This window comes from Streptomyces sp. NPDC048111 (assembly GCF_043202815.1).
GTDB lineage: Bacteria > Actinomycetota > Actinomycetes > Streptomycetales > Streptomycetaceae > Streptomyces.
In genome coordinates this window covers 1-23,541 of sequence record NZ_JBIDBD010000014.1, presented here as the reverse complement: position 1 = coordinate 23,541, position 23,541 = coordinate 1, and the positions used below count along the sequence as shown (strand labels likewise).

Sequence of the window (23,541 nt, the reverse complement as noted above, 5' to 3'; positions counted from 1 at the left end):
GGGTGGGCGCCGGTCATTTGACGCTGCCGGCGGCGAGCCCGGCCTTCCAGTGCCGCTGGAGGGAGACGAAGGCGACGATCAGCGGGACGACGGCGAGGAGGGAGCCGGTGACGACGAGAGGGTAGTAGCTCGGCTCGGCATGGGTGTTGCTGTTCCAGGCGTACAGACCGAGGCTCAGCGGGAAGAGCTTCTGGTCGCTGAGCATGACCAGGGGGAGGAAGAAGTTGTTCCAGATCGCGGTGAACTGGAAGAGGAAGACAGTCACGAAGCCGGGCATCACCATGCGCAGACCGATCGACCAGAAGGTGCGCAGCTCGCCCGCCCCGTCGATACGGGCGGCCTCCAGGGCCTCGTCGGGGATGTGGCTCGCGCTGAACACCCGCGCCAGATAGACCCCGAACGGATTGACCAGAACGGGGACGAGCACCGACCAGTACGTGTTGACCAGGCCGACCTTGCTCGCCAGGAGGTACATCGGCAGGGCGAGCGCGGTGGTCGGCACGAGCACGCCCAGCAGCACGACGCCGAACAGCTTCTCCTTGCCGCGGAAGGCGTACTTGTCGAAGGCGTACCCGGCGGCGACGCTGACCAGCGCGCAGACGGCCGCGCCACCGCCCGCGTAGAGCAGGGAGTTGAGGTACCAGCGGAAGTACACGCCGTCGTTGTACGAGGCGAGCTGCGAGAGGTTGTGGCCGAGGTCGAAACCCCGGAACGAGAAGGCCTCGCCGGACAGCAGGCTTCCGCTGTCCTTGGTGGCCGCCGTGACCAGCCACACGAGGGGGAAGAGCGTGTAGAGGACGGACAGGAGCAGGGTGGCGTTGACCGCGGTCTTCGACAGCCAGCGGTTCGTCCGCCGGGGTGCGGCGGTGGCGGGGGCGGTCATGCCGTGGCCCCCTTCCGGTTGGTGAGGCGGGTGACGACGAAGGAGAGCAGGGCCGCGGCGAGCGCGAGGAGTACGGCCGACGCGGCCGCGAGGCCGTAGTCGTTGCGGCTGAACGCGGCGGTGTAGGCGTACATGTTGGGCGTCCAGGTCGAGGTGACCGTGGAGCTGCCGCCCTGGTTGAGGATCAGCGGCTCGGTGAAGAGCTGGAGCGAGCCGATGACGGTGAACAGCGACACCATCACCAACGAGGCGCGGATCAGCGGGAGTTTGATGCCGAACGCGGTGCGCCACTCGCCGGCGCCGTCCATCACGGCCGCCTCCAGGACCGACCGGTCGATGGCCTGGAGCGCCGCGTAGAAGATCACCATGTTGTAGCCGAGCCATTCCCACAGCGCGATGTTGACCACGGAGGGGAGCGTGCCGCCGGAGGAGAAGAAGTCGAGGCCGACGCCGCCGGAGTTCATCGCCCGTACGACCGGGCTGAGGCCGGGAGTGTAGAGGTAGACCCAGATCAGGGCCGCGATGATGCCGGGCACGGCGTGCGGCAGGAACAGCGCCAGCTGGAAGAAGCGGCGGGCGCGGGCCAGCGTCGAGTCCAGCAGCAGCGCGAGGGCGAGGGCGCCGCCGACCATCAGCGGGATGTAGACGACGCAGTAGCCGGCCAGCACCCAGAAACCGTCCCGGAAGGCCCGGTCGCCCAGCGCCGCCGTGTAGTTGTCGGGCCCGCTGAACACGGTCGTGGCTCCGCCGAACCCGAGCCCCGACTGCTTCTCGGTGAACAGGCTGAGCCACAGCGCGTACCCGATGGGCACCACGGTGACGGCGGTGAACAGCACGAAGAACGGCGCGAGCAGCACTCCGGCGGCCCCGGCGACGCGCCGCCGCGCCGACCGGGTCCGGGGTGACGGCCCGGTGCGCCACGCCTGCGGGGTCCGGGGCGTCTGCGGGGTACGGGGCGAGGTGCCGGTGGCTGCGGCGGCGGCTTCCGCCCGGGGTCCGGGTGCCGTTTCGTGGGCGGACTCCGGTCCGGTGGGGGCGTCCTCGGGCGGTGGCGGTACGCGGGGGGTGGCGCCGCCCGCGGCGGGGTGCGCGGGGCGGCCCGACGTCCTCATCCGCTCAGCCCTCGACCTTCAGGCCGCGCTTCTTCAGCTCGGTGACCGTGGCGTCGTGGGCGGCCCGGATCGCGTCGGTGATCTTCACCGAGCCCCCGGCGACCTTGCCGAGCTGGTCCTTGAGGGTGGTGTTGGTGGTGCCCATGCTCGGGCCCCAGCCCCAGTTCGCGTTGATCGATCCGCCCGCGGCGTCGAAGAGCTGGTAGAGGTCCTGGCCGGTGTAGAAGCTCGCGTCGAAGGCCTTCTTGGCGGCCGGACGCAGGGCGATGTCGGCCGGGAACGCGCTGGAGGTGCCGGACTTGATGCGGGCGTCGATGCCCGCTTCGGTGGTCGACATCCACTGGGCGAACTCCAGCGCCGCCGCGGTCTTGGTGCTGCCCTTGGTCACCGCCCAGGTGGAACCGCCGAGCATCCCGCTGGCGGGCTTGCCGTCCCAGGTGGGGACGGGCGCGACCGCCCACTTGCCGCTCTGGTCGGGGACGGTGCCCTTCAGGACGCCCGCGCCCCAGGACGCGCCGAGGTAGCCGACGGTGGAGCCGTCCTTGAGGGAAGCCGTCCACTCGGGGCTGAAGGAGACCGCGTTCTGGACCAGCTTGTCGTCGATCAGGCCCTGCCAGTAGTCGGCGACCCGCGTGGTGGCGGCGTCGGTGGTGTTGAGCTTCCAGGTGTCGCCGTCGGCCTTGAACCACTGGGCGCCGGCCTGCCAGGCCATCGCCTCGAAAGTGGTCGGGTCGTCGGGGAAGAACGTACCGATGCGGGCCTTGGGGTCGGCGGCCTTGGCCTTCTGGGCAGCGGCCTTGAACTCGGCCCAGGTGGTGGGGACTTCGATGTGGTTCTTGTCGAAGAAGTCCTTGCGGTAGAAGTACGCCTGGGGCGCCGCGTCGAAGGGGATCGCCCAGTTCTTGCCGCCGAGGGTGGTCTGCTGGATCGCCTGCGGCAGGAACTGCTTCTTCACGTCGTCGGTGACGTACTTGCTGATGTCCTGGAACGAGCCCTGGCTGACGAACTCGGGGAGCATCGGGTACTCGACGGTGACGAGGTCGGGCGCGTTGCCCGCCTTCACGGCGTTCGAGATCTTGGCGTAGCCGCCGGCGTTGCCGGAGGGGATCTCCTCGAACTTCACCCGGATGTTTTTGTGGGACGCGTTGAAGGCGTCCACCACGTCCTTGGACCCCTTCTGCCAGGCCCAGAACGTGAGGGTGACGGGCTTGTCGGCGGTGCCCTTGCCCGCGTCGCCCGTGGTGCCGTCCCCGCCACCGCAGGCGGTGAGCAGGGCGAGAGCGGTGGCGGTGCCGACGAAGGCGGCGGTCGATCTGGTCCAACTGCGGCTCACGGAACGGCTCCTGAACGTGAGGGGACGAGGCGATGGCCGCGATCCTTGGCCCAGTTCTGTTCGAAGTCAAGAGCGAAAGTTCGATTGATCGAAAAATGATCAGAGGGTGGGTCGAACGCTCGGCGCCACCGCTCGCCCTCACTGCTCGGCCCCACCGCTCGGCCTGCCGCTCGCCCCCACCCGTCAGGGACCGCCGCCCGGACCGGACGCTCGTGCGTCAGGAATGAGCGCTCCCCGAGGCCCGCAGGGTGTCGGCCGGCGCCCCGCAGGAAGCCCGCACCCGCAGCCTGGGCAGCAGGTCCACATGGCGCCGGGGCGGCTCCTGCGCCCCGCCCGTCCCCCCGTCCGGAGCCCGTCGCAGCCGCTCGATCAAGAGCTCGGCCGCATGGCGCCCCACCTCGCGCTTGGGCGGGGCGACCGCGGTGAGCGGGATGTCCGCGAGCGCCGCCACCTCGTCGTCGTACGCCACGAGCGCCAGGTCGTCCGGCACCCGCACGCCCAGCTCGGCCAGCCGCTGCACCAGGCGGATGGCGTCCACGTCGTTGTGCACGAGCGCGGCCGTCGCCCTGTTGGCCGCGACCGCGGCGCGCACTGCCTGCACGGCCCTCTCGAACCCGGCCGGGTCCGTCTCGGCGGAGACCGAACCGATCGGCCCGCCCGGCGACTTGAGACCGAGCGCGTCCAGCGCGTGGCGGTAGCCGGAGCGGACCGCGATGGCGGTCGGGCTGTCCGCGCGGGCCATCAGGAGCGGCGTGGTGTGGCCGAGCCCGAGCAGGTGGCGCAGCGCGATGAGCACGCCGTGGCCGTGGTCCGAGCAGACCCGGTCCAGGTCGTCGAGCTCGCGGCCCGGCACCCCGCGCCGTTCGAGGAGCACGGTGGGCACCGGGAGGCCGGCGATCCAGGCGCCGTGCTCGACCGGATCGTCCGGCTCCTTCCAGCCCGGCGCGATCAGCAGACCCTCGGCCCCGGCCGCGAGCAGCCCGGCCGCCCGGCCGGCGTCCTCCTGCGGCCGGTAGTCCGAGATCCGCAGGATGAGCCGGGCCCCGGCCGCGGCGGCGGCCTCGTGCGCGCCCCGGATGACCTCGGCGAAGTAGTACGTGGCATGGGGCGCCAGCATGCCGATGACGAGCTCGCGCGAAGCCGGTGTCGGTGTCGTGCCCGGTGCCGAGGCCGTGCCCGCTGCCGTGCCCGCGGCGGATTGCGGCCGCGCGGCCTCCGGCCAGGACACCGAGCCGTGGACGCGGTCCAGACGCCCCTCGCCGGCCAGGAACTCCACGTCCCGCCGGACGGTCACCGGCGAGACCCCCAACTGGGCCGCCAGCTCGGACACCCGCGCCGACCCCCGTCCGCGTACCAGTTCCAGCAGTCGGTCATGACGTTCAGCAGCACTTTCGCGCACAGCGGCATCCCCTTCGCGGTGTGGTGGCCCGGCGGGCCCCGACCCTCATGCAATGTGATCGAACGCCGACAGTTTCGATCATTCGGTCCGATCCATTGACGTTCGATCAAATCGAGCTCTACGTTCCCAGGGGCCCGGCACAGGCCCCGCCGGTGCCGTGATGCCGTCACCGCCGTCCGCGCGTTCCCGAGGGAGCATCGCACCATGCCCATGCCGCCCGAGAACCGTGGGCTCAGCCCGTACACCGGCTGGACCCGCGCCCACTGGGAGCGCTCGGCGGACGAGCTGCTCCTGGCCGTACGGCCCCACGCCTCGCCCGGCGGGGGTCTGATCAACCTGCCCGGCACCCGGCCCAGTTGGTCCGGGCCGCGCTCCGACGGCCTCGAAGGCTATGCCCGCACCTGGCTGCTGGCCGCCCTGCGGGTGGCCGGCGCCCGGGGCGAGGATCCGCACGGCCATCTGGACCGCTACGGCGAAGGCCTCGCCTCGGGCACCCGGAACCCGCTGGGCACTGGCCAGTTGGACCCGGCGTCTCCCGACGCCTGGCCGCTGACCACCCAGGTGCGCCAGGCGGTCGTCGAGTCCGCCTCCGTGGCGCTCGGGCTGCGGCTCACCCGGCCCTGGCTGTGGGGCGGGCTGGACGACCGGGTGCGACAGCGCGCCGTCGACTGGCTGCTGCCCGCTCTCGGACCGTCCCCGGTCGACAACAACTGGTGGCTGTTCGGCCTCACCGTCGCCGGATTCCTCCAGGACGCCGGCATCGAGACCGACCGCGCCGCGGCCACCATCGAACGCTCCCTGGACCGCATCGACCAGTGGTACCTCGGCGACGGCTGGTACAGCGACGGGCCCAACCGCTCCTTCGACCACTACAACGGCTGGGCCCTGCACTTCTATCCCGTCCTGCACGCCCATCTCGCCGACGACCGCGACCTGCTGGCCCGTTACGGCCCCCGGCTGCACGCCCAACTCGACGCGCACACCCGCCTGTTCGGCTCCGACGGCGCCCCGATGCCGTACGGGCGCTCGCTCACCTACCGCTTCGCCGCCGCGGCCGCCCCCTGGCTCGGCGCCCTCACGGGGCACACCCCGCTCAGCCCGGGCGCCACCCGTCGGCTCGCTTCCGGCAGCCTGAAGTACTTCCTCGACCGGCCCGCGGGCCGGGGCGCGACCGACGCCGACGGGCTGCTCACCCTCGGCTGGCACGGCCCGTACCCACCGGTGATCCAGCGCTATTCGGGCCCCGCCTCCCCGTACTGGGCGTCCAAGGGCCACCTCGGACTGCTGCTGCCGCCCGAGCACCCGGTGTGGACGGACGTGGAGGAGCCGCTGCCCGCCGAGACCGCGGACGCCACCATGACCCTCGGCCCGCCCGGACTGCTGATCCAGTCCACGGCCGCGGACGGCCTGGTGCGGCTGCACAACCACGGCAGCAACAACCATGTGGACGGCGGCGGCGACGAGGACCCCTGCTACTCCCGGTTCGCCTACTCCACCACCACCGGGCCCACCGCACAGGGCGTGCCGGACAACCACTTCGGGCTCGTCCCGCCGGGCGCTGCCACCACCCGCGGCCCCGCCGTGCCGCTCGGCTCCGGCCCCGGCTGGGCGGCCTCGCACTCGACGCCGCGCCCCGGGCCGCCGGGCGTGCGGATCGTGTCGCTCACCCTCGCGCACGGCCGCGCCGAACTCCGTGCCCACCTGGTCGTCGGAGCGCCCGCCGGAACCCCCGTGCGCCAGACCGGCTGGGCGGTCGCACCGGGCCGCACCGCACAGCTGCACCCCGTGCACGGCTATGCGCCGGAGGTGAGCCAACTGGCCGCCGGATCAACGCTGTTCGGCCCCGCGTCGACCGTCCGCGCGCTCCACGGAACGACCGGCGCCACGCCGTGCCTGTTCCTCGCGCTCGCCTCCCTCACCGCGCGGCCGGACCCGGATCCGGTCCACACCCTCGCCGACGTCCAGGTCACCGGACACACCGTGCGCGTCGCCTGGCGGGGCGGCCCCGTCCACCGGCTCGTGCTCGACCCCACCGCTCCCGCCGTGCACACGGAGGACGCCGCTCCGCCCGGCCTCGCCACCCCGCCCGACCTCGGTGCCCAGGCCGACCTCAGGGCCCAAGCCGGCCAGGGTGCCCAGGCCGGCCCGGGCGTCAACCGGCCTACTGGGGACCGTACTTGCGGCCCGTCTTGGAGGTGAGCCCGCCGAGGAGTCCGCGCGGCGCCAGCTTCACCGCGCCCATCAGCGCCTTGTAGCGGGGGTCAGGGACCGAGAGGGACTTGCCGCGCGCCAGGTCGGCCAGGGCCGCCGCCACGAGCTTGTCGGCGTCCAGCCACATCCAGCCCGGGATGTTGTCGGTGCCCATGCCGGCCCGCTCGTGGAACTCGGTCCGTACGAAGCCGGGGCACAGCGCCATCAGACGCACCCCGGACCCGGCGAGGTCCCGGGCCGCGCCCTGGGTGAACTGCACGACCCACGCCTTGGACGCGCCGTAGGTGCCGCGCGGGACGAAGGCGGCGACCGAGGCCACGTTGACGACACCGCCCCGGCCGCGCTCGCGCATCGAGGCGGCGGCGGCCGAGGTCAGCCTGAGGACCGCCTCGATGTGCACCTTGACCATGGTCAGCTCTTCGGCCATGGGCACGTCGAGGTACCGGCCCTTGTTGCCGAACCCGGCGTTGTTGACCAGGAGGTCGACCGGCCGCCTCGGCTGCGTCAGACGCGCCTCGACCGCGGCGATCCCGTCCTCCGTGGACAGGTCGGCGCCCAGCACCTCGGCCTCGATGCCGTGCCGGTCGTGCAGCTCGGTGGCCTGCCGGCTCAGCCGCTCGCCGTCCCGGGCCACCAGCACCAGATCGTGTCCATCGGCCGCCAGGCGCCGCGCGAACGCGGCCCCGATGCCCGCCGTCGCTCCCGTAATCAGTGCAGTCGTCATAGGCGCACGGTAGTGCCCCCGCCGGGCGCCCGTTGACCGGCCCCACCCCACCGCCGGACCGGTGACGGCCCCCGCCGGCCGCCCCCTCACGAACAGGTGCGCGGCACTCCGGGGGACACCCGGTCCCGCGCCGGGCGGTCCTCGCGGAGGCCGCGTCAGGGACCCGTCCTCTCCAGGTACTTCCGCGCCACGTCGCGCGCCCCGGGCTCCAGGGCGTCGCCGGCCGCCAGGGTGCGCGGCAGCAGGTCGCGCTCGGTCGTGAACGCACGGAACCAGAAGGCGACCGACACTTCGTGATCCGGTCGTTCGATCACCTCGACCGCGTCGCCGGCCCGGATCTCACCCGGTTCGATCACCCGGAAGTACGCGCCGGGGACCGCCGCCTGTGTGAAGCGCCGCACCCAGCCCTTCCGGTCGAGCCAGCCCGCGAACGTCCGGCACGGGATGCGTCCGGAGGCGACCTCCAGGACCAGATCGCCGCCTATCCGCCAGCGCTCGCCGATCCGGGCGTCGTTCACGTCGATCCCGTACGTCGTGAGGTTCTCGCCGAAGCAGCCGTTGGGCAGTTCGCGGCCCAGCTCCTTCGCCCAGACGTCCAGGTCCTCGCGGGCATAGGCGTAGACCGCCTGGTGGTCCCCGCCGTGGTGGCGCAGGTCGCACACGTCGTCACCCTCGACGCCGCTCGCGCCGGTGCCCCGGGGGCCGGGCGCGTACACCCGGACCGGGCCGGTCACGGGACGCTTGTCGATGCCGGTGCGGCCCCCGGCGCCATCGGTGTAGTCGACCGCCTTGGCGCGGCCCAGGTTCACGGACAGAAGCTTCATGGGGCGCACGCTAGCCGAGCGTGCCTCAAAGCCGTGACTTTATTTCTTCCACTCGACCCAAGATTCGCTTATGCTCAAGGGATGATCGAGGCCCGTCACCTCCGCGTCCTGCGCGCCGTCGCCACCACCGGCTCGTTCTCGGCCGCCGCCCGCGAACTGGGCTGCACCCAGCCCGCCGTGAGCCAGCAGATGAAGGCGCTCGAAACGTCCGCGGGCACTCCGCTGCTCATCAGGACGGGCCGCGAGATGCGCCTCACCCAGGCGGGGCAGGTCCTGGTCCGGCACGCGTCCGGCATCCTGGCCGGGCTGACGGCCGCCGAGGAGGAGGTCGCCGCCATCGCGGGCCTGCGGGCCGGCCGGGTGCGCCTGGTCTCCTTCCCGAGCGGCTCCTCCACGCTGGTGCCGACCGCGCTCGCGGCCCTGCGCGCGGAGCACCCGGGCACCCGGGTCTCGCTGGTGGAGGCCGAGCCGCCGCGCTCGGTGGAGATGCTCCGCGAGGGCGACTGCGACATCGCGCTCGCCTTCCGCTACGGCTCCAACGCGACGGAGTGGGAGGACCTGGTGGTCCGCCCGCTGCTGGTCGACCGCCTGGTCGGCCTGGTGCCGGAGGGCCATGCGCTGGCGGAGGCGGGCACCGTGGCCGTCAGGGACCTCGCGGACGAGTCCTGGATCGCGGGCTGCCCGCGCTGCCGGCGCCAACTGGTCGAGGTGTGCGAGGAGTCCGGGTTCACCCCGCGCATCGACTTCGCGACCGACGACTATCCCGCGGTGATCGGCCTGGTGGGCGCCGGGCTCGGCGTCGCGGTGCTGCCGGAGCTCGCCATCGAGTCCGTACGCCCCAAGGGCGCGCGCACCGTGGCGGTCGAGCCCGCCGTCGAGCGCGAGATCGTCGCGCTCACCCTGCCGGACCTCGCCCGGGTGCCCGCCGTCGCAGCCACCCTCGACCAACTGGCCCGGGCCGCCGCGCGCGACTGAGCGCGACCGAACCGAGCGTCACCAGGCACCCGGCCGCGACCGGCCGCCGCCGGGCGCGACTGTGCGTACGTCGCTGCGCCAGGCGATGCAGGAACGTTTCTTCTGATCGGAACGGACGGAAGCCGCTCAGGAGGGGCCGAGGCCGCCACCGGCCGCGGCCGTGACCAGGCGGTTGCGCGCCCGGCCCATGAGCTCCTCGCGCTCGTCCTCGGTGAGCCCGCCCCACACCCCGTAGGGCTCGCGCACCGCGAGGGCGTGGGCCGCGCACTGCGCACGCACCGGGCAGCGCATGCACACCTCTTTCGCCGAGCTCTCGCGCGCGCTCCGCGCCGCACCGCGCTCGCCCTCCGGGTGGAAGAAGAGCGAGCTGTCGACCCCACGGCAGGCCGCGAGGAGCTGCCAGTCCCACAGATCGGCGTTCGGTCCGGGAAGGCGGGAGAAATCTGCCATTGCTCTTGTCCCCTTGAAACCGTGCTGAGGCGGATGGGCGGGCCGGTACGGAACGGGTGCGCACGGGGGCTCATCCGAAACGTACGTACCGACGAAGGTACATCTCCTGTGTAAGTAGATGTAAATATGACTCATTGGGAATCTAGCCACAGACACCAGCAAAAGGGAAGAAAAGCCGCTAAATGGGGCATAGGTCAAAAAGTTGGGCTGCCGCGTCGCGACACTCTGCTGTGTGCACGGTTCCTCACGTAGAGTGCCGAACGTCCCCGCCCGACCCGTAACTCTTTCGAGTGACCGTCGTTGAGAGTGCGGAGGCGGTTGAAACAACAAGCGCTCGGGCAGGTGTCCGAGAGCGTCAATCGCTCAGGTGACACATGTACCCAGCCTGGAGGCTCAAGGTGACGCGCATCAGCTGCGGAGGGCGGCCATGACATCAGTCCTCGTCTGCGACGACTCCCCGCTTGCCCGCGAGGCGCTCCGCCGCGCGGTTGCGACCGTGCCCGGTGTCGAGCGTGTGACGACGGCGGCCAACGGCGAGGAAGTCCTCCGCCGCTGGGGTGCCGACCGCTCGGACCTGATTCTGATGGACGTACGCATGCCCGGTCTGGGCGGTGTGGAGACGGTCCGTCGGCTGCTGTCCGCCGATCCGGGCGCCCGGATCATCATGCTCACGGTCGCCGAGGACCTCGACGGGGTCGCCCTCGCGGTCGCCGCCGGCGCCCGCGGCTATCTGCACAAGGACGCCTCGCGCGCCGAACTGCGCGCGACCGTCACCCAGGCGCTCGCCGACCCGACCTGGCGGCTCGCGCCGCGCCGACTGCGGTCGGCCGAGATGGGGGCCGCCCCCACGCTCACCGCGCGCGAGATCCAGGTGCTCGAAGGCATGAGCCACGGCCGCTCCAACGCCGAGATCGGCCGCGAGCTGTTCCTCTCCGAGGACACGGTCAAGACGCACGCCCGGCGGCTGTTCAAGAAGCTCGGCGCCTCGGACCGGGCGCACGCGGTGGCGCTCGGTTTCCGCTGGGGCCTGGTGCGCTGACGGCAGGTTCCACAGCCGGTCGGAGCCCCGTCCGCCACCGGGCGGACGGGCCCGGTCGTCCCGCGAACGGCAGCAGTAGGTGTTGCTTCCGCCGCGATGCCGCATCCTTGTAGGTGTGGAGTTCCTCGGGGACAGGTCGGTCGAGCGGGAGGGGGGTGCAGGGGATGGGTTCCGGCGCACCCGCTCATAACGCTTCGGTGCACAACTACGGACGCGGTGCCACGAACGCGGCGGCACCGAGGCACGATGGATCGATGCGCGACGACGAGGCTGCGGCCCAGGGGGTCATCGGTGCACTCGTCCACCGTGCTGTCGACGGGGACGAGCAGGCCACGCATGATCTGCTCGCCCATGTCCACCCGCTCGCGCTGCGCTACTGCCGCACCCGGCTCAACCGGTTGCCGGGTGATGCTCGCCACTTCGTCGAGGACCTCGCCCAGGAAGTCTGCGTCGCCGTCCTGATGGCGCTGCCGCGCTACCGCGACACCGGGCGGCCCTTCGAGGCCTTCGTCTTCGCCATCGCCTCGCACAAGGTCGCCGACCTCCAGCGGGCCGCGATGCGCCACCCCGGGTCGACGGCGGTGCCCTCCGACGAGATGCCCGAGCGGCCGGACGACTCGCTGGGCCCCGAGGAGCGCGCCCTGCTCAGCAGTGACGCCGAGTGGGCCAAGAAGCTCCTCGCCAACCTTCCCGAGAACCAGCGCGAACTCCTGGTGCTGCGGGTCGCGGTCGGGCTGACCGCCGAGGAGACCGGCCAGATGCTCGGCATGTCGCCGGGTGCCGTGCGCGTCGCCCAGCACCGGGCGCTGAGCCGGCTGCGCGCCCTGGCCGAGCAGTAGGCCGTCCGCGCGTGCGCGCCGCGAGCACGCAGCGCGCGCCCGCCCATCACCGTGTGAACGTACAAAGAATCCCGATGATCTTGCTCGTGGAATGAGACACCCGCACAGCCCGTTAGCATGGACATCCGCACCGATCAAGGCCATTGGGGAAGGTGTCATGACTGCAAACGTCGACGGAGTGCCCGAGAAGTTCGCGACGCTCGGGCTGACATACGACGACGTGCTGCTGCTGCCGGGCGCGTCCGACATGGCGCCCGACCAGATCGACACCTCCTCGTACCTCTCGAAGAACGTCAAGGTGAACGTCCCGCTGCTCTCGGCGGCGATGGACAAGGTCACCGAGGCGCGCATGGCCATCGCCATGGCCCGTCAGGGCGGCGCCGGCGTGCTGCACCGCAACCTCTCGATCGAGGACCAGGCCAACCAGGTCGACCTGGTGAAGCGCTCCGAGTCCGGCATGGTCACCGACCCGATCACGGTGCACCCGGACGCGACGCTGCGCGAGGCCGACGAGCTGTGCGCCAAGTTCCGCATCAGCGGCGTTCCGGTGACCGACTCGGCGGGCAAGCTGCTCGGCATCGTCACCAACCGCGACATGGCCTTCGAGTCGGACCGCAGCCGCCAGGTGCGCGAGGTCATGACGCCGATGCCGCTGGTCACCGGCAAGGTCGGCATCTCCGGCGTGGACGCCATGGAGCTGCTGCGCCGCCACAAGATCGAGAAGCTGCCGCTCGTCGACGACGCCGGCATCCTCAAGGGCCTCATCACGGTCAAGGACTTCGTGAAGGCCGAGAAGTACCCCAACGCGGCCAAGGACAAGGACGGCCGGCTGCTCGTCGGCGCGGCCGTCGGTGTCGCGGGCGACGCCTACGAGCGCGCCCAGGCGCTGATCGCCGCCGGTGTCGACTTCATCGTGGTGGACACCGCGCACGGCCACTCCCGGCTCGTCGGCGACATGGTCGCGAAGATCAAGTCGAACTCCTCGGGCGTCGACCTCATCGGCGGCAACATCGCCACCCGCGACGGCGCCCAGGCGCTCATCGACGCGGGCGTCGACGGCATCAAGGTCGGCGTCGGCCCCGGCTCCATCTGCACCACCCGCGTCGTCGCCGGCATCGGCGTCCCGCAGGTCACCGCGATCTACGAGGCCTCGCTCGCCGCCAAGGCCGCGGGCGTCCCGGTCATCGGCGACGGCGGCCTGCAGTACTCGGGCGACATCGCCAAGGCCCTGGTCGCGGGCGCCGACACGGTGATGCTCGGCTCGCTGCTGGCCGGCTGCGAGGAGTCCCCCGGCGAGCTGCTCTTCATCAACGGCAAGCAGTTCAAGTCGTACCGCGGCATGGGCTCGCTGGGCGCCATGCAGTCCCGGGGCGAGCAGCGCTCGTTCTCCAAGGACCGGTATTTCCAGGAGGCCGTGTCCACCGACGACAAGCTGATCCCCGAGGGCATCGAGGGCCAGGTGCCCTACCGCGGCCCGCTGTCCGCCGTCGTCCACCAGCTCGTCGGCGGGCTGCGCCAGTCGATGTTCTACGTCGGCGGCCGTACGGTCCCCGAGCTCCAGCAGAACGGCAGGTTCGTCCGGATCACCTCGGCGGGCCTCAAGGAGAGCCACCCGCACGACATCCAGATGACCGTCGAGGCGCCGAACTACAGCAGGAAGTAAGTCCGCAGCACCCGACGAGGGGCGGTCCCGGATTTCCCGGGGCCGCCCCTCGCCCGTATGTCGGGGATACTGGAGCATGCAGACGTAGAGGGAAAGGCCCACACAACGTGACTGAGATCGAGATCGGGCGCGGCAAGCGCGGCCGCAGGGCGTACGCGTTCGACGACATCGCCATCGTCCCGAGCCGGCGTACCCGGGACCCGAAGGAGGTCTCGATCGCCTGGCAGATCGACGCCTACCGTTTCGAGCTGCCCTTCCTGGCCGCCCCCATGGACTCCGTGGTCTCGCCGCAGACGGCGATCCGCATCGGTGAGCTCGGCGGCCTCGGCGTGCTGAACCTCGAGGGTCTGTGGACCCGGTACGAGGACCCGCAGCCGCTGCTCGACGAGATCGCCGAGCTCGACGAGGCGACCGCGAGCCGCCGCCTCCAGGAGATCTACGCGGCGCCCATCAAGGAAGAGCTGATCGGGCAGCGCATCAAGGAGGTGCGCGACTCCGGTGTGGTCACCGCCGCCGCGCTCTCCCCGCAGCGCACCGCGCAGTTCTCCAAGGCCGTCGTGGACGCGGGCGTGGACATCTTCGTCATCCGCGGCACCACCGTCTCGGCCGAGCACGTCTCGGGCGCCGCCGAGCCGCTCAACCTGAAGCAGTTCATCTACGAGCTGGACGTCCCGGTCATCGTCGGCGGCTGCGCCACGTACACCGCGGCCCTGCACCTGATGCGCACCGGCGCGGCCGGCGTCCTGGTGGGCTTCGGCGGCGGCGCCGCGCACACCACGCGCAACGTCCTGGGCATCCAGGTCCCGATGGCGACCGCCGTCGCCGATGTCGCCGCGGCCCGCCGCGACTACATGGACGAGTCCGGCGGCCGGTACGTGCACGTCATCGCGGACGGCGGCGTGGGCTGGTCCGGCGACATCCCGAAGGCGGTCGCCTGTGGCGCCGACGCGGTGATGATGGGCTCCCCGCTGGCGCGGGCGACCGACGCTCCGGGCCGCGGCCACCACTGGGGCATGGAGGCCGTGCACGAGGACGTGCCGCGCGGCAAGCTCGTCGACCTGGGCATCGTGGGCACCACCGAGGAGATCCTCACCGGTCCCTCGCACACCCCGGACGGCTCGATGAACCTGTTCGGCGCCCTGCGCCGCTCGATGGCGACCACCGGCTACAGCGAGCTCAAGGAGTTCCAGCGGGTCGAGGTCACGGTGGCGGACGCGCAGCACAAGCGCTGAAGCACCGCACAAACGCTGAAGCACCGCGCAAACGCCGAGGTTTGAACGGCGTACCGCTCGTATAGGGGCAGGCGCAGGTCGCCTCCTCAGAGGCGAGCCGTAAGCGCACTGAGGGAAGGGCCCGTACCGCCGACGCGGTACGGGCCCTTCCCGGTACGTGGCCGCTACTCGGTCGCGCGGCTGGCCCCCGCCCAGGCGCCGACCACGGCGAGCGCGAGGAACGCGTACCGCAGGATGCTCTGGTCGTAGGACCAGGCGTCGGTGAGCAGACCGAAGTGGCTCAGGAACAGGTCGGTGACCGACTCGGGGGTGTCCTTGGTCTCGATCATCGCGACCGCGAGGAGCTGTCCGAAGAACGTGGCCGCCACCGCGAGCGGCGCGGAGATCACGAACAGCCAGAAGCTGCGGCCGCCGGCCTTGAAGGCCGCGATGGCGACCGCGAAGCCGATGCCGAAGGCCGCGTAGCCGAACTGCCGCTCGATGGCGCCGGTGATCAGCCCGTAGACGAGCCCGGTGACGACGGCGGCCGCGAAGCCGGCGAGCGCCCCGCCGACCAGGTTGCCGGGCGCCCGCACCGGCGCCGGGGCCACGGGGGCCGCCGGGTACCCGAAGTCGGGCTGCGGCTCGGACGGCCGGGGCGCCGACGGCTGCGGCTCGGACGGCTGGGGTGGCGGCGTGACGGGCTGGGTCATGAAAGGTCCCCCCTGGGACGAAAACGCACGGCTGTGCGACAAGCGAACGCCGCAGATTAGCAGCCGCGCGACCGCCCGCTCACCGGGATTTCACAGCCGGTGCGCCGCCCCCGCCGGGGTCGCCCCGCGGGTGTCGAGGAGGAGCTGCGCCTTGACCGCGAGGCCCTGGAGGTCGTACGTGCGGTGGTGCTGGAGCAGCATCGTCAGATCCGCGTGGGCGGCGGCCTCGTAGAGCGAGTCGGCGCGCGGCACCGGCTGGTCGCGGACGCGCCAGGCGGGCACATGGGGGTCGTGGTACGTGATCTGCGCGCCCAGATCCATCAGGCGGCCGGCGATCTCCTGGGCGGGCGAGCCCTCCTGGTCGGCGGAGTCCGGCTTGTAGGTCACGCCGAGCAGTAGGACGCGGGCGCCGCGGGCCGACTTCCCGTGCTCGTTCAGGAGCGTGGTGGAGCGCTGGATGACATAGCTCGGCATGTGCGCGTTGATCTCGCGGGCCAGGCCCACCATGCGCAGGCCCGCGTACGGAAGCGGGGTGGGGTCCAGCGGGACGCCGTGGCCGCCGACGCCGGGACCGGGGCGGAAGGCCTGGAAGCCGAACGGCTTGGTCTCGGCGCAGCGGATGACGTCCCAGAAGTCGACCCCCATGTCGTGGCAGAGCACGGCCATTTCATTGACCAGGGCGATGTTGACGTGCCGGAAGTTGGTCTCCAGGACCTTGGACATCTCGGCCTCGCGCGGCCCGCGGGCGCGGACCACCTTGTCGGTCAGGCGGCCGTAGAACGCGGCGGCCGACTCCGTGCATGCCGGGGTGAGCCCGCCGATGACGCGGGGGATCGCCGCATAGGCGTGCGTGCGGTTGCCGGGGTCGATGCGGCTCGGGGCGCAGGCGAGGTGGAAGTCGCGCCCGGCCCGCAGGCCCGAACCCTGCTCCAGGATCGGGCGCAGAAAGTCCTCGGTGGTGCCCGGGTGGCCGGCCGACTCCAGGATGACGGTGGTGTGCGGCCGCAGCCGCCCGGCCAGCGCGCGGGCCGCGTCGGCGACCGCGCCGAGGTCGAGCGCGCGGTCGGCGCCCAGGGTGGTGGGCGCGCAGATGACGGCGGTGCGCACCCGGCCGAGCTCTGCCGGGTCGGCGGCGGTGTGGAAACCGCCCGCGAGCATCCGGCGCAGGTCGGCGGGGGTGAGGGAGCCGTCGACCGGGGTGCGTCCCGCGTCGAGTTCGGTGAGGGCGTGCGGGTCGGTGTCGAACCCGACGGTCTGGATGCCGGCGGCGACGGCGGCCTGGGCGAGGGGCAGGCCCAAGTGGCCGAGTCCGATGACGGCGAGGTCTGCGGGCATGTGACCGTCCTTCCCTTAGCCGGAGGGGACATGGAGCGCAAGCCCTGTGGACAGAACGGGCGTGCTGAATGTCAGACTAAGAGGAAATATGACTGATTTACGGCATTGCGCGGACGCGGCAAGGCGAGTGTTGTCCACAGGCGGTGGCCGATGTCGGTGGTCCCGTCCAGAATCGGGGGTGTGAGCCGGACCACCCGGTCCGCGCGATCACCCGATCCACGGGAGGCAAGCCGTGAGGACAGCGACACTGGGACCCGAGCAGCGCGCACAGGCGCTCGCCGCCATGGCCGAACGCGAGCTGGACGTGCTGGTCGTGGGCGCGGGGGTGGTGGGCGCGGGCACGGCGCTCGACGCGGCCACGCGGGGCCTGGCCACCGGCCTGGTCGAGGCGAGGGACTGGGCGTCGGGCACATCGAGCCGCTCCAGCAAGCTGATCCACGGCGGGCTGCGCTATCTGGAGATGCTCGACTTCGCGCTGGTGCGCGAGGCGCTGAAGGAACGCGGGCTGCTCCTGGAACGGCTCGCCCCGCACCTGGTCAAACCGGTTCCGTTCCTCTACCCGTTGCAGCACAAGGGCTGGGAGCGGCTGTACGCGGGCTCGGGCGTCGCGCTCTACGACGCGATGTCCGTCTCGTCGGGCCACGGGCGCGGCCTGCCGACGCACCGTCATCTGAGCCGGCGCCACGCGCTGCGCGTAGCGCCCGCCTTGAAGAAGGACGCGCTGGTCGGAGCGTTGCAGTACTACGACGCGCAGATGGACGACGCCCGCTATGTGGCCACCCTGGTGCGCACCGCGGCGGCCTACGGGGCGCAGGTCGCCAACCGGGCCCGGGTGGTGGGCTTCCTGCGCGAGGGCGAACGCGTGGTCGGCGCGCGGGTGCAGGACGGCGAGGCGGGCGGCGAGTACGAGGTACGCGCCAAGCAGGTCGTGAACGCGACAGGGGTGTGGACCGACGACACCCAGGCGTTGATCGGGGAGCGGGGGCAGTTCCACGTACGGGCCTCGAAGGGCATCCATCTGGTCGTGCCCAAGGACCGGATCCACTCCAACACCGGGCTCATCCTGCGGACCGAGAAGTCCGTGCTCTTCGTCATTCCCTGGGGCCGGCACTGGATCATCGGCACCACCGACACCGACTGGGACCTCGACAAGGCCCACCCGGCCGCCTCCAGCGCCGACATCGACTACCTGCTCGAACACGTCAACTCGGTGCTCGCGGTGCCGCTGACGCGGGACGACGTGCAGGGCGTCTACGCCGGTCTTCGACCGCTGCTGGCCGGGGAGTCGGACGCGACGAGCAAGCTGTCGCGCGAACACACCGTCGCGCACCCGGTGCCCGGGCTCGTGGTGGTGGCCGGCGGCAAGTACACGACGTACCGGGTGATGGCGAAGGACGCGGTGGACGAGGCGGTGCACGCGCTGGACCAGCGGGTCGCGGCCTGCGTCACCGAGGACATCCCGCTGCTCGGTGCCGAGGGGTACCGGGCGCTGTGGAACACCCGCGCCAGGATCGCGGCCCGGACCGGCCTCCATGTGGTGCGCGTGGAGCACCTGTTGAACCGGTACGGCTCCATGGCCGAGGACCTGCTCGAACTGATCATCGCCGACCCCTCGCTCGGCGAACCGCTCGCCGCGGCGGACGACTACCTCCGCGCCGAGATCGTCTACGCGGCCTCGCACGAGGGCGCCCGCCACCTGGACGACGTGCTGACCCGGCGCACCCGGATCTCGATCGAGACCTTCGACCGGGGCACGCGTTCGGCGCGCGAATGCGCCGAGTTGATGGCGCCGGTCCTCGGCTGGGACGCCCAGCAGATCGACAAGGAGGTGGAGCACTACGAGAAGCGGGTGGAGGCGGAACGGGAGTCGCAGCTCCAGCCCGACGACCAGACGGCGGACGCGGCCCGGCTCGGGGCGCCGGACATCGCGCCGGTGTAAGGGGGGCGGGGATCCGGGGGCGGAGGTTGGGAGCAGGAGCAGGAGCAGGAGCAGGAGCAGGAGCAGGAGCCGGCGCGCGGCGCGGGTGCCCCGGGCGGGCTGGGCACCTGGCGTGTGGGCGGGCGTGGGCGCCGGCGCGGACAGGGCACCCGATGCGCCGCACAGGCGCGCTAGCGGTCGGAGGGCGCCGATCTGCCCGGGATCGGGCAGAACTCGGCGTTCAGGAGGGCGAGTTCGAGGGAGGGGTCGGTGAGGCCGTCGGTGTTGACGCGGAAGACGACGGTGTGGCGGCCGTCGGGGGTGGTGGCGGCGCGCACGAAGCTGCCCCGGATGTGGCCGTCGTGCCCCCACACCGTCAGACCGCAGACGAGCCGCCGGCGGTAGACGCCGAGGGCGTAGCCGCCCCCGGTGGCGGAGGTGTCGAGCAGGGCGCGCTGCTGGGCCGGCGGCAGCAGGACGCCGCCGAGCAGGGCCGCGTAAAAACGGCCGAGGTCGGCGAGGGTCGAGACGAGTTCGCCCGAGGCCCCCGCCACGCGGGGGTCGAGGTCGGTCACGTCGCTGCCGTCGAGGGCATAGCCGCGGCTGTGCGGAGCGGGCAGGGTGGTCCGGGAGCCGGGGAAGGAGGTGCCCGTCAGATGGAGGGGGGAGATGATGCGGCGTTCGGCCTCGGCCGCGTACGTACGGCCGGTGACGGCGTGAATGATCAGGCCGAGCAGTACGTAGTCGGTGTTCGCGTAGGCATAGGTGCCGAGGGGGCCGGGGGAGTGGGCGAGGGCGATGCCGAGGGCCGCGCCGGGGGAGAGGGGAACCGGAGCGGTGTCGTCCGCCGTGTAGTTGAAGAGACCGCTGGTGTGGGAGAGCAGGGAGCGCAGAGTGAGGTGGCGGCCGTCGTTGCCGTGTCCGCGGACGAGGCCGGGCAGATACCGCTCCACGGTGTCACCGAGCCCGAGCCTGCCCTCGCCGGCCAGTTGGAGCACGACGGTGGCGACGAAGGATTTGGTGATGCTGGCGGCGCGGAAATGGTCCTCGCGGCCGAGGGTGGCGCCGGCGGTGCGGAACCGCGTGCCGGAGGGGTCGTCGGCGAGCAACGCGGCGGCCGGAGCGCCACCTTCGGTGACAAGTCGGGCAAGCGCGACGCGCACCGCGGCGGGTGCCGGCTCGGTGCGCGGCGACACGGTGCCCAGCACACAGAGCGTCACGACGAGCACGGCGACGAGCGGCGCCCGGAGCATCGGCATGGCGGGCTTCCCTTCCTCCGCGGTCATCTTGGCGGACGGCGGACCCGGGACCACGATCGGTCCTGGCGTGAGGGACAATGGGGGCTCTGCCAGGGCGGGTTACGGGCCTCGCGCGGACGCCGCGTTCGACAGCGGCTCCGGTGCGGCCGGGCACCCGGCAGGACAAGCAGGTCGGAGCGGTGCGCCGGACCGCCTCCATGAGGGCAGGTCGCGGCAGGCCGCGGGCCGAGGCCGGCGCGGGCGAAGATCAGGAATCGCAGAGGGGACGCATGTCGGAGGCGGAGCAGTCGCGGGAACCCCAGCGGGACGGGCGACAGGAACCGGAGGCGTCGTCGGCGCCCGCAGAGTCCGCCTCGGGCGAGGCGGGCACGACATCCGGACGGCGCCCGGCGGACGCCGAGGCCCCGGCGGGGCGTTCGGACCGGGCTGCCGGGGCCGGATCCGGCCGCGGCGCGTCGTCGCGTGCGGGTGACGCGGTGACGAAGCCGGACGATGACACGTCGTCGGAAACCGAGCCGGGTACGGCGGCTCCCCGGAACGATTCGACCTCCCGGAACGATTCGACCTCCCGGAACGATTCGGACGCGCAGGACGATTCGGTTGCGCGGGGCGATTCGGCCACCCGGAGCGACTCGGTTTCCCCGGGCGACTCGGTCTCCCCTGTGGAGGAGGCGACGCCGGTCGCGGCCTCCGCATCGAAGGGCAGGCCGGACCCCCGTACGGCCGTGGCCACCCCGGGTGCCGGGGCAGCGAGCGCCGGGCGGGATGCCGCAGCCCCCAAGGCCAAGTCCGCGTCCCGGGACGGGAAGGCCGGGCCGCGGTCCGGTGGCGCCTCGGCGTTCGCGGAGCCGGGCAGCGCGGGCGCGCGCCGCGACGACAAGGCGGCGGGCCCGACGGGCGGCACCAAGTCCGGCCCGGCGGCGGCGCCGTCGGGTACCGGCGCCCCCGCCGACGCCGGCTCGGCCGACAAGCCCGTACCGTCGCCCAGGGGTGCCAAGTCGGCTTCCCGGAGCGCCGATACGGGCCTCGCGGACACCGCCGCGCCGGTAGGTGGCGAGTCGGCGGACGCGAAGCCGACGGGCGCGAACGGGACGGACGCAAAGCGGGTCGAGCCCGCCGGCCAGGCCAAGCGCGTTGAGCCCGGCGCCGATGTCAAGCGGGTCGGGTCCGGCGCGGAGGGCAGGTCGGGCCGAGGAGGCGCCAAGTCGGGGGACGCCAAGCGCGTGTCCTCGTCCTCGTCCCCGGTCGCGTCTTCGGCCGAGCCCGCCGTCGATGCGTCGGCCGGGCAGTCCGTCGCCGCGGCCGGCGGAGAGGGGCGGCTGCTCGCGGGGCGGTACCGTCTCGGCGGCGTGCTCGGGCGCGGCGGGATGGGAACGGTCTGGCGGGCCGTCGACGAGACGCTCGGACGGACCGTCGCCGTCAAGGAACTCCGCTTCCCCTCCAGCATCGACGAGGACGAGAAGCGCCGGCTCATCACGCGCACCCTGCGCGAGGCCAAGGCGATCGCCCGGATCCGCAACACCGCCGCCATCACCGTCTACGACGTCGTGGACGAGGACGACCGGCCCTGGATCGTCATGGAGCTCGTCGAGGGCAAGTCGCTCGCCGAAGTGGTGCGCGAGGACGGCACGCTGACGCCCCGCCGGGCCGCGGAGGTCGGGCTGGCCATCCTCGACGTGCTGCGCAGTGCGCACCGCGAGGGGATCCTGCACCGGGACGTCAAGCCGTCCAACGTGCTGATCGCCGAGGACGGCCGGGTCGTCCTCACCGACTTCGGCATCGCCCAGGTGGAGGGCGACCCGTCCATCACGTCCACCGGCATGCTGGTGGGCGCGCCCTCGTACATCTCGCCGGAGCGGGCGCGTGGCCACAAGCCCGGCCCGGCCGCCGACCTCTGGTCGCTCGGCGGGCTGCTGTACGCGAGCGTGGAGGGTGTGCCTCCGTACGACAAGGGCTCGGCGATCGCGACGCTGACCGCGGTGATGACCGAGCCGGTCGACCCGCCCAAGAACGCGGGCCCGCTCCTTGAGCAGGTCATCTACGGGCTGCTCGCCAAGGACCCGGCGCAGCGGCTCGACAACTCCGCGGCGCGCAAGCTGCTCACCGGGGTGCTCAACGCGCCCGAGCACAACGAACCGGCGCCGCAGCCGGTCTCGTCGGAGGCGACGCGGGTGGTTCCGCTGCCCCCGCTGCCCCGCGAGCCGAAGGGCGACGCGGCGGCCGAGCGGATGCGCGGCGCGCTCAAGTCGGTACGGAATGCCGCGGCCGAGGCCAAGGCGTCGGCCAAGGAGAAGGCGCAGGGGGCCAGGGAGGCCCGGGACGTCCGGGCCAAGGCGGTGCCAGCGGCGCGGACGTCGTCGGGTTCCGTGCCCGGCCGGGTGCCGCCGCCGCGCGCCCCGCTGACCGACGTGGTGCCGCGCCGCACGCTGATCATCATCGCGGTGGTCGTGGCGCTCGCCATACTCGGCACGGTGCTCGCCATCACGCTGAGCGGCGGTGACGACGCCTCGGACAAGCCGAAGAGCGACAAGGCCGCCTCCAGCGGTCCGGCGACGGGTGCCAGTCCCGCCGGCAGCAAGAAGGGCTCCGGCAGCCAGAAGCCGTCCGGCGGGAGTGGCGGTTCGGCGGGCCAGGGCTCGTCGGGCGGGCAGGGGGACGGCAAGGGCGGCGAGACGGGTACGAGTACGGGCACGGGGACCGGTACCGGCGACAGCGCCGGGGCGGGCACGGCCACCGGCGGGGGTGGCGCGTCGGGCGGGATCGCCACCACGCCCTACACGTCGTCCCAGGGCTTCTCCATAGGGCTGCCCGCGGGCTGGTCGTACAAGTCGACCGACGACGCGGGCGCCCGCTTCACCGGGCCCAACGGGCAGAGGTTGCTGGTCGGTTGGACCGACAGCCCGAAGAAGAACCCGGTGCAGGACTGGACGAACCAGGAGTCGTCCATGACCCGGCCCGGTTATCAGCGCGTGAAGATAGCCGGGTTGAACTATCGGGGCTGGCCGGCGGCGGACTGGGAGTTCACCTACGACGACGACGGCGGGGCCAAGTACCACTCCCTGGACAGGGGGTTCGTCGTGAGCCTGAGCCGGGGGTACGGGATCATGTTCTCGGCGAAGGATGCGGAGTGGGGGGCGGCGGGGACGCAGGCGACCCTGGCGGCCTTCTTCGCCACGTTCAAGCCCGCTTGACGCCCAGCTCCGCCGGGGTTGCCAGGGGTGTGGCATCCCCCTGGGCCTCTTGGCGGTACTGGGCGGCCGGGCCCGGGGTTCGCGCAGTTCCCCGCGCCCCTAACCTCTCGGCCGGGCGCGGGCCGTGCTCGCTTCTCGCGCAGTTCCTCGCGCCCCTGGCGGTGCTGGGGCTGGCCGGGGTTTGCGTAGTTCCCCGCGCCCCTCAACTCCGCGGTCGTGTGCGGGCCGTGGTCGCTTCTCGCGCCGTTCCTCGCGCCCCTGGCAGGACTGGTGCGGGCCCGCATGTCGTGTGCAGCCTGCCTTGCGCAGTTCCCCGCGCCCCTTAGCGGGACCGGTGCTGGCCCGCACGTGCATCCCGGCCCCCCTCGCGCAGTTCCCCGCGCCCCTAACCGCACCGGTGCGGGCCAGCATGCGCATCCTCAGCCCGTCCGGCGATTGAGGACGAGCGCCGTTCAGGCGCGA

18 protein-coding genes are annotated in these 23,541 nt (G+C 72.4%); 8 read left to right on the top strand and 10 right to left on the bottom strand.

Features of this window, described 5'->3' with window-relative positions:
* Positions 1-13 precede the first annotated feature (13 nt).
* From ACGF3I_RS21910 to ACGF3I_RS21895, 4 genes are all read right to left on the bottom strand, one after another.
* A complete protein-coding gene (locus tag ACGF3I_RS21910) occupies positions 14-883 on the bottom strand; it encodes a carbohydrate ABC transporter permease (RefSeq protein ID WP_393134496.1) in 870 nt (289 codons plus the stop codon).
* Positions 880-1,740: a carbohydrate ABC transporter permease gene (locus ACGF3I_RS21905; RefSeq protein WP_393134708.1), complete on the bottom strand. Its 861-nt coding sequence runs from the start codon at positions 1,738-1,740 to the stop codon at positions 880-882. Before ACGF3I_RS21905 ends, ACGF3I_RS21910 begins: the two co-directional genes overlap by 4 nt.
* A 259-nt stretch (positions 1,741-1,999) precedes the next feature.
* Positions 2,000-3,328 (bottom strand): ABC transporter substrate-binding protein, encoded by a 1,329-nt coding sequence (locus tag ACGF3I_RS21900; RefSeq protein WP_393134494.1) that lies wholly within the window; start codon positions 3,326-3,328, stop codon positions 2,000-2,002.
* A 217-nt stretch (positions 3,329-3,545) separates the two neighbouring features.
* Complete coding sequence (locus ACGF3I_RS21895; protein ID WP_393134492.1) at positions 3,546-4,727, bottom strand: substrate-binding domain-containing protein; 1,182 nt, start codon at positions 4,725-4,727, stop codon at positions 3,546-3,548.
* A 204-nt stretch (positions 4,728-4,931) separates the two neighbouring features.
* Between ACGF3I_RS21895 and ACGF3I_RS21890 the strand changes: the two genes are divergently transcribed.
* On the top strand, positions 4,932-6,926 hold the full coding sequence (locus ACGF3I_RS21890; RefSeq protein ID WP_393134490.1) for a DUF2264 domain-containing protein: 1,995 nt from the start codon (positions 4,932-4,934) through the stop codon (positions 6,924-6,926).
* On the opposite strand, the gene ACGF3I_RS21885 is transcribed toward ACGF3I_RS21890, so the two are convergent.
* Both ACGF3I_RS21885 and ACGF3I_RS21880 read right to left on the bottom strand, forming a co-directional pair.
* Positions 6,889-7,662, bottom strand: coding sequence for an SDR family NAD(P)-dependent oxidoreductase (locus tag ACGF3I_RS21885; protein WP_393134488.1), 774 nt, complete (start codon positions 7,660-7,662; stop codon positions 6,889-6,891). The two genes, ACGF3I_RS21890 and ACGF3I_RS21885, sit on opposite strands and share 38 nt — an antisense overlap.
* Positions 7,663-7,817: 155 nt before the next feature.
* Positions 7,818-8,486 carry an MOSC domain-containing protein gene (locus ACGF3I_RS21880; RefSeq protein WP_393134486.1) on the bottom strand — a complete coding sequence of 223 codons (669 nt, stop codon included), beginning with the start codon at positions 8,484-8,486 and terminating at the stop codon, positions 7,818-7,820.
* A gap of 81 nt (positions 8,487-8,567) precedes the next feature.
* Between ACGF3I_RS21880 and ACGF3I_RS21875 the strand changes: the two genes are divergently transcribed.
* Entirely contained in the window at positions 8,568-9,461 is an 894-nt protein-coding gene (locus ACGF3I_RS21875) for a LysR family transcriptional regulator (protein WP_393134484.1), read from the top strand.
* Between the two features lie 126 nt (positions 9,462-9,587).
* Here the strand turns inward: ACGF3I_RS21875 and ACGF3I_RS21870 are convergent, their stop codons facing one another.
* Positions 9,588-9,911 carry a WhiB family transcriptional regulator gene (locus ACGF3I_RS21870; RefSeq protein WP_393134482.1) on the bottom strand — a complete coding sequence of 108 codons (324 nt, stop codon included), beginning with the start codon at positions 9,909-9,911 and terminating at the stop codon, positions 9,588-9,590.
* 427 nt (positions 9,912-10,338) lie between these two features.
* Between ACGF3I_RS21870 and ACGF3I_RS21865 the strand changes: the two genes are divergently transcribed.
* From ACGF3I_RS21865 to ACGF3I_RS21850, 4 genes are all read left to right on the top strand, one after another.
* Positions 10,339-10,950 carry a response regulator transcription factor gene (locus ACGF3I_RS21865; protein WP_003948568.1) on the top strand — a complete coding sequence of 204 codons (612 nt, stop codon included), beginning with the start codon at positions 10,339-10,341 and terminating at the stop codon, positions 10,948-10,950.
* 254 nt (positions 10,951-11,204) lie between these two features.
* Positions 11,205-11,789, top strand: coding sequence for a sigma-70 family RNA polymerase sigma factor (locus ACGF3I_RS21860; RefSeq protein WP_161247532.1), 585 nt, complete (start codon positions 11,205-11,207; stop codon positions 11,787-11,789).
* Positions 11,790-11,946: 157 nt separating this feature from the next.
* Complete coding sequence (gene guaB, locus ACGF3I_RS21855; protein WP_393134480.1) at positions 11,947-13,452, top strand: IMP dehydrogenase; 1,506 nt, start codon at positions 11,947-11,949, stop codon at positions 13,450-13,452.
* A 107-nt stretch (positions 13,453-13,559) separates the two neighbouring features.
* Complete coding sequence (locus tag ACGF3I_RS21850; protein WP_161247528.1) at positions 13,560-14,684, top strand: GuaB3 family IMP dehydrogenase-related protein; 1,125 nt, start codon at positions 13,560-13,562, stop codon at positions 14,682-14,684.
* A 164-nt stretch (positions 14,685-14,848) separates the two neighbouring features.
* Here the strand turns inward: ACGF3I_RS21850 and ACGF3I_RS21845 are convergent, their stop codons facing one another.
* Positions 14,849-15,376, bottom strand: a complete 528-nt coding sequence (locus ACGF3I_RS21845; RefSeq protein ID WP_393134478.1) for a hypothetical protein — start codon at positions 15,374-15,376, stop codon at positions 14,849-14,851.
* 90 nt (positions 15,377-15,466) lie between these two features.
* On the bottom strand, positions 15,467-16,711 hold the full coding sequence (locus tag ACGF3I_RS21840; RefSeq protein WP_393134476.1) for a nucleotide sugar dehydrogenase: 1,245 nt from the start codon (positions 16,709-16,711) through the stop codon (positions 15,467-15,469).
* 232 nt (positions 16,712-16,943) lie between these two features.
* Between ACGF3I_RS21840 and ACGF3I_RS21835 the strand changes: the two genes are divergently transcribed.
* Positions 16,944-18,650: a glycerol-3-phosphate dehydrogenase/oxidase gene (locus tag ACGF3I_RS21835; RefSeq protein ID WP_393134474.1), complete on the top strand. Its 1,707-nt coding sequence runs from the start codon at positions 16,944-16,946 to the stop codon at positions 18,648-18,650.
* Between the two features lie 170 nt (positions 18,651-18,820).
* On the opposite strand, the gene ACGF3I_RS21830 is transcribed toward ACGF3I_RS21835, so the two are convergent.
* On the bottom strand, positions 18,821-19,888 hold the full coding sequence (locus ACGF3I_RS21830) for a serine hydrolase domain-containing protein (protein ID WP_393134472.1): 1,068 nt from the start codon (positions 19,886-19,888) through the stop codon (positions 18,821-18,823).
* A 662-nt stretch (positions 19,889-20,550) separates the two neighbouring features.
* On the opposite strand from ACGF3I_RS21830, the gene ACGF3I_RS21825 reads away from it, so the two are divergent.
* On the top strand, positions 20,551-23,079 hold the full coding sequence (locus ACGF3I_RS21825) for a protein kinase (RefSeq protein WP_393134470.1): 2,529 nt from the start codon (positions 20,551-20,553) through the stop codon (positions 23,077-23,079).
* Positions 23,080-23,541: the final 462 nt, after the last annotated feature.

Excerpts from the sequence above, each read along its gene's own strand:
- ACGF3I_RS21910 (WP_393134496.1), bottom strand. The coding sequence starts at position 883 with ATGACCGCCCCCGCCACCGCCGCACCCCGGCGGACGAACCGCTGGCTG.
- ACGF3I_RS21890 (WP_393134490.1), top strand. The coding sequence starts at position 4,932 with ATGCCCATGCCGCCCGAGAACCGTGGGCTCAGCCCGTACACCGGCTGG.
- ACGF3I_RS21885 (WP_393134488.1), bottom strand. The coding sequence starts at position 7,662 with ATGACGACTGCACTGATTACGGGAGCGACGGCGGGCATCGGGGCCGCG.
- ACGF3I_RS21880 (WP_393134486.1), bottom strand. The coding sequence starts at position 8,486 with ATGAAGCTTCTGTCCGTGAACCTGGGCCGCGCCAAGGCGGTCGACTAC.
- ACGF3I_RS21875 (WP_393134484.1), top strand. The coding sequence starts at position 8,568 with ATGATCGAGGCCCGTCACCTCCGCGTCCTGCGCGCCGTCGCCACCACC.
- ACGF3I_RS21870 (WP_393134482.1), bottom strand. The coding sequence starts at position 9,911 with ATGGCAGATTTCTCCCGCCTTCCCGGACCGAACGCCGATCTGTGGGAC.
- ACGF3I_RS21865 (WP_003948568.1), top strand. The coding sequence starts at position 10,339 with ATGACATCAGTCCTCGTCTGCGACGACTCCCCGCTTGCCCGCGAGGCG.
- ACGF3I_RS21860 (WP_161247532.1), top strand. The coding sequence starts at position 11,205 with ATGCGCGACGACGAGGCTGCGGCCCAGGGGGTCATCGGTGCACTCGTC.
- guaB (WP_393134480.1), top strand. The coding sequence starts at position 11,947 with ATGACTGCAAACGTCGACGGAGTGCCCGAGAAGTTCGCGACGCTCGGG.
- ACGF3I_RS21845 (WP_393134478.1), bottom strand. The coding sequence starts at position 15,376 with ATGACCCAGCCCGTCACGCCGCCACCCCAGCCGTCCGAGCCGCAGCCG.
- ACGF3I_RS21840 (WP_393134476.1), bottom strand. The coding sequence starts at position 16,711 with ATGCCCGCAGACCTCGCCGTCATCGGACTCGGCCACTTGGGCCTGCCC.
- ACGF3I_RS21830 (WP_393134472.1), bottom strand. The coding sequence starts at position 19,888 with ATGCCGATGCTCCGGGCGCCGCTCGTCGCCGTGCTCGTCGTGACGCTC.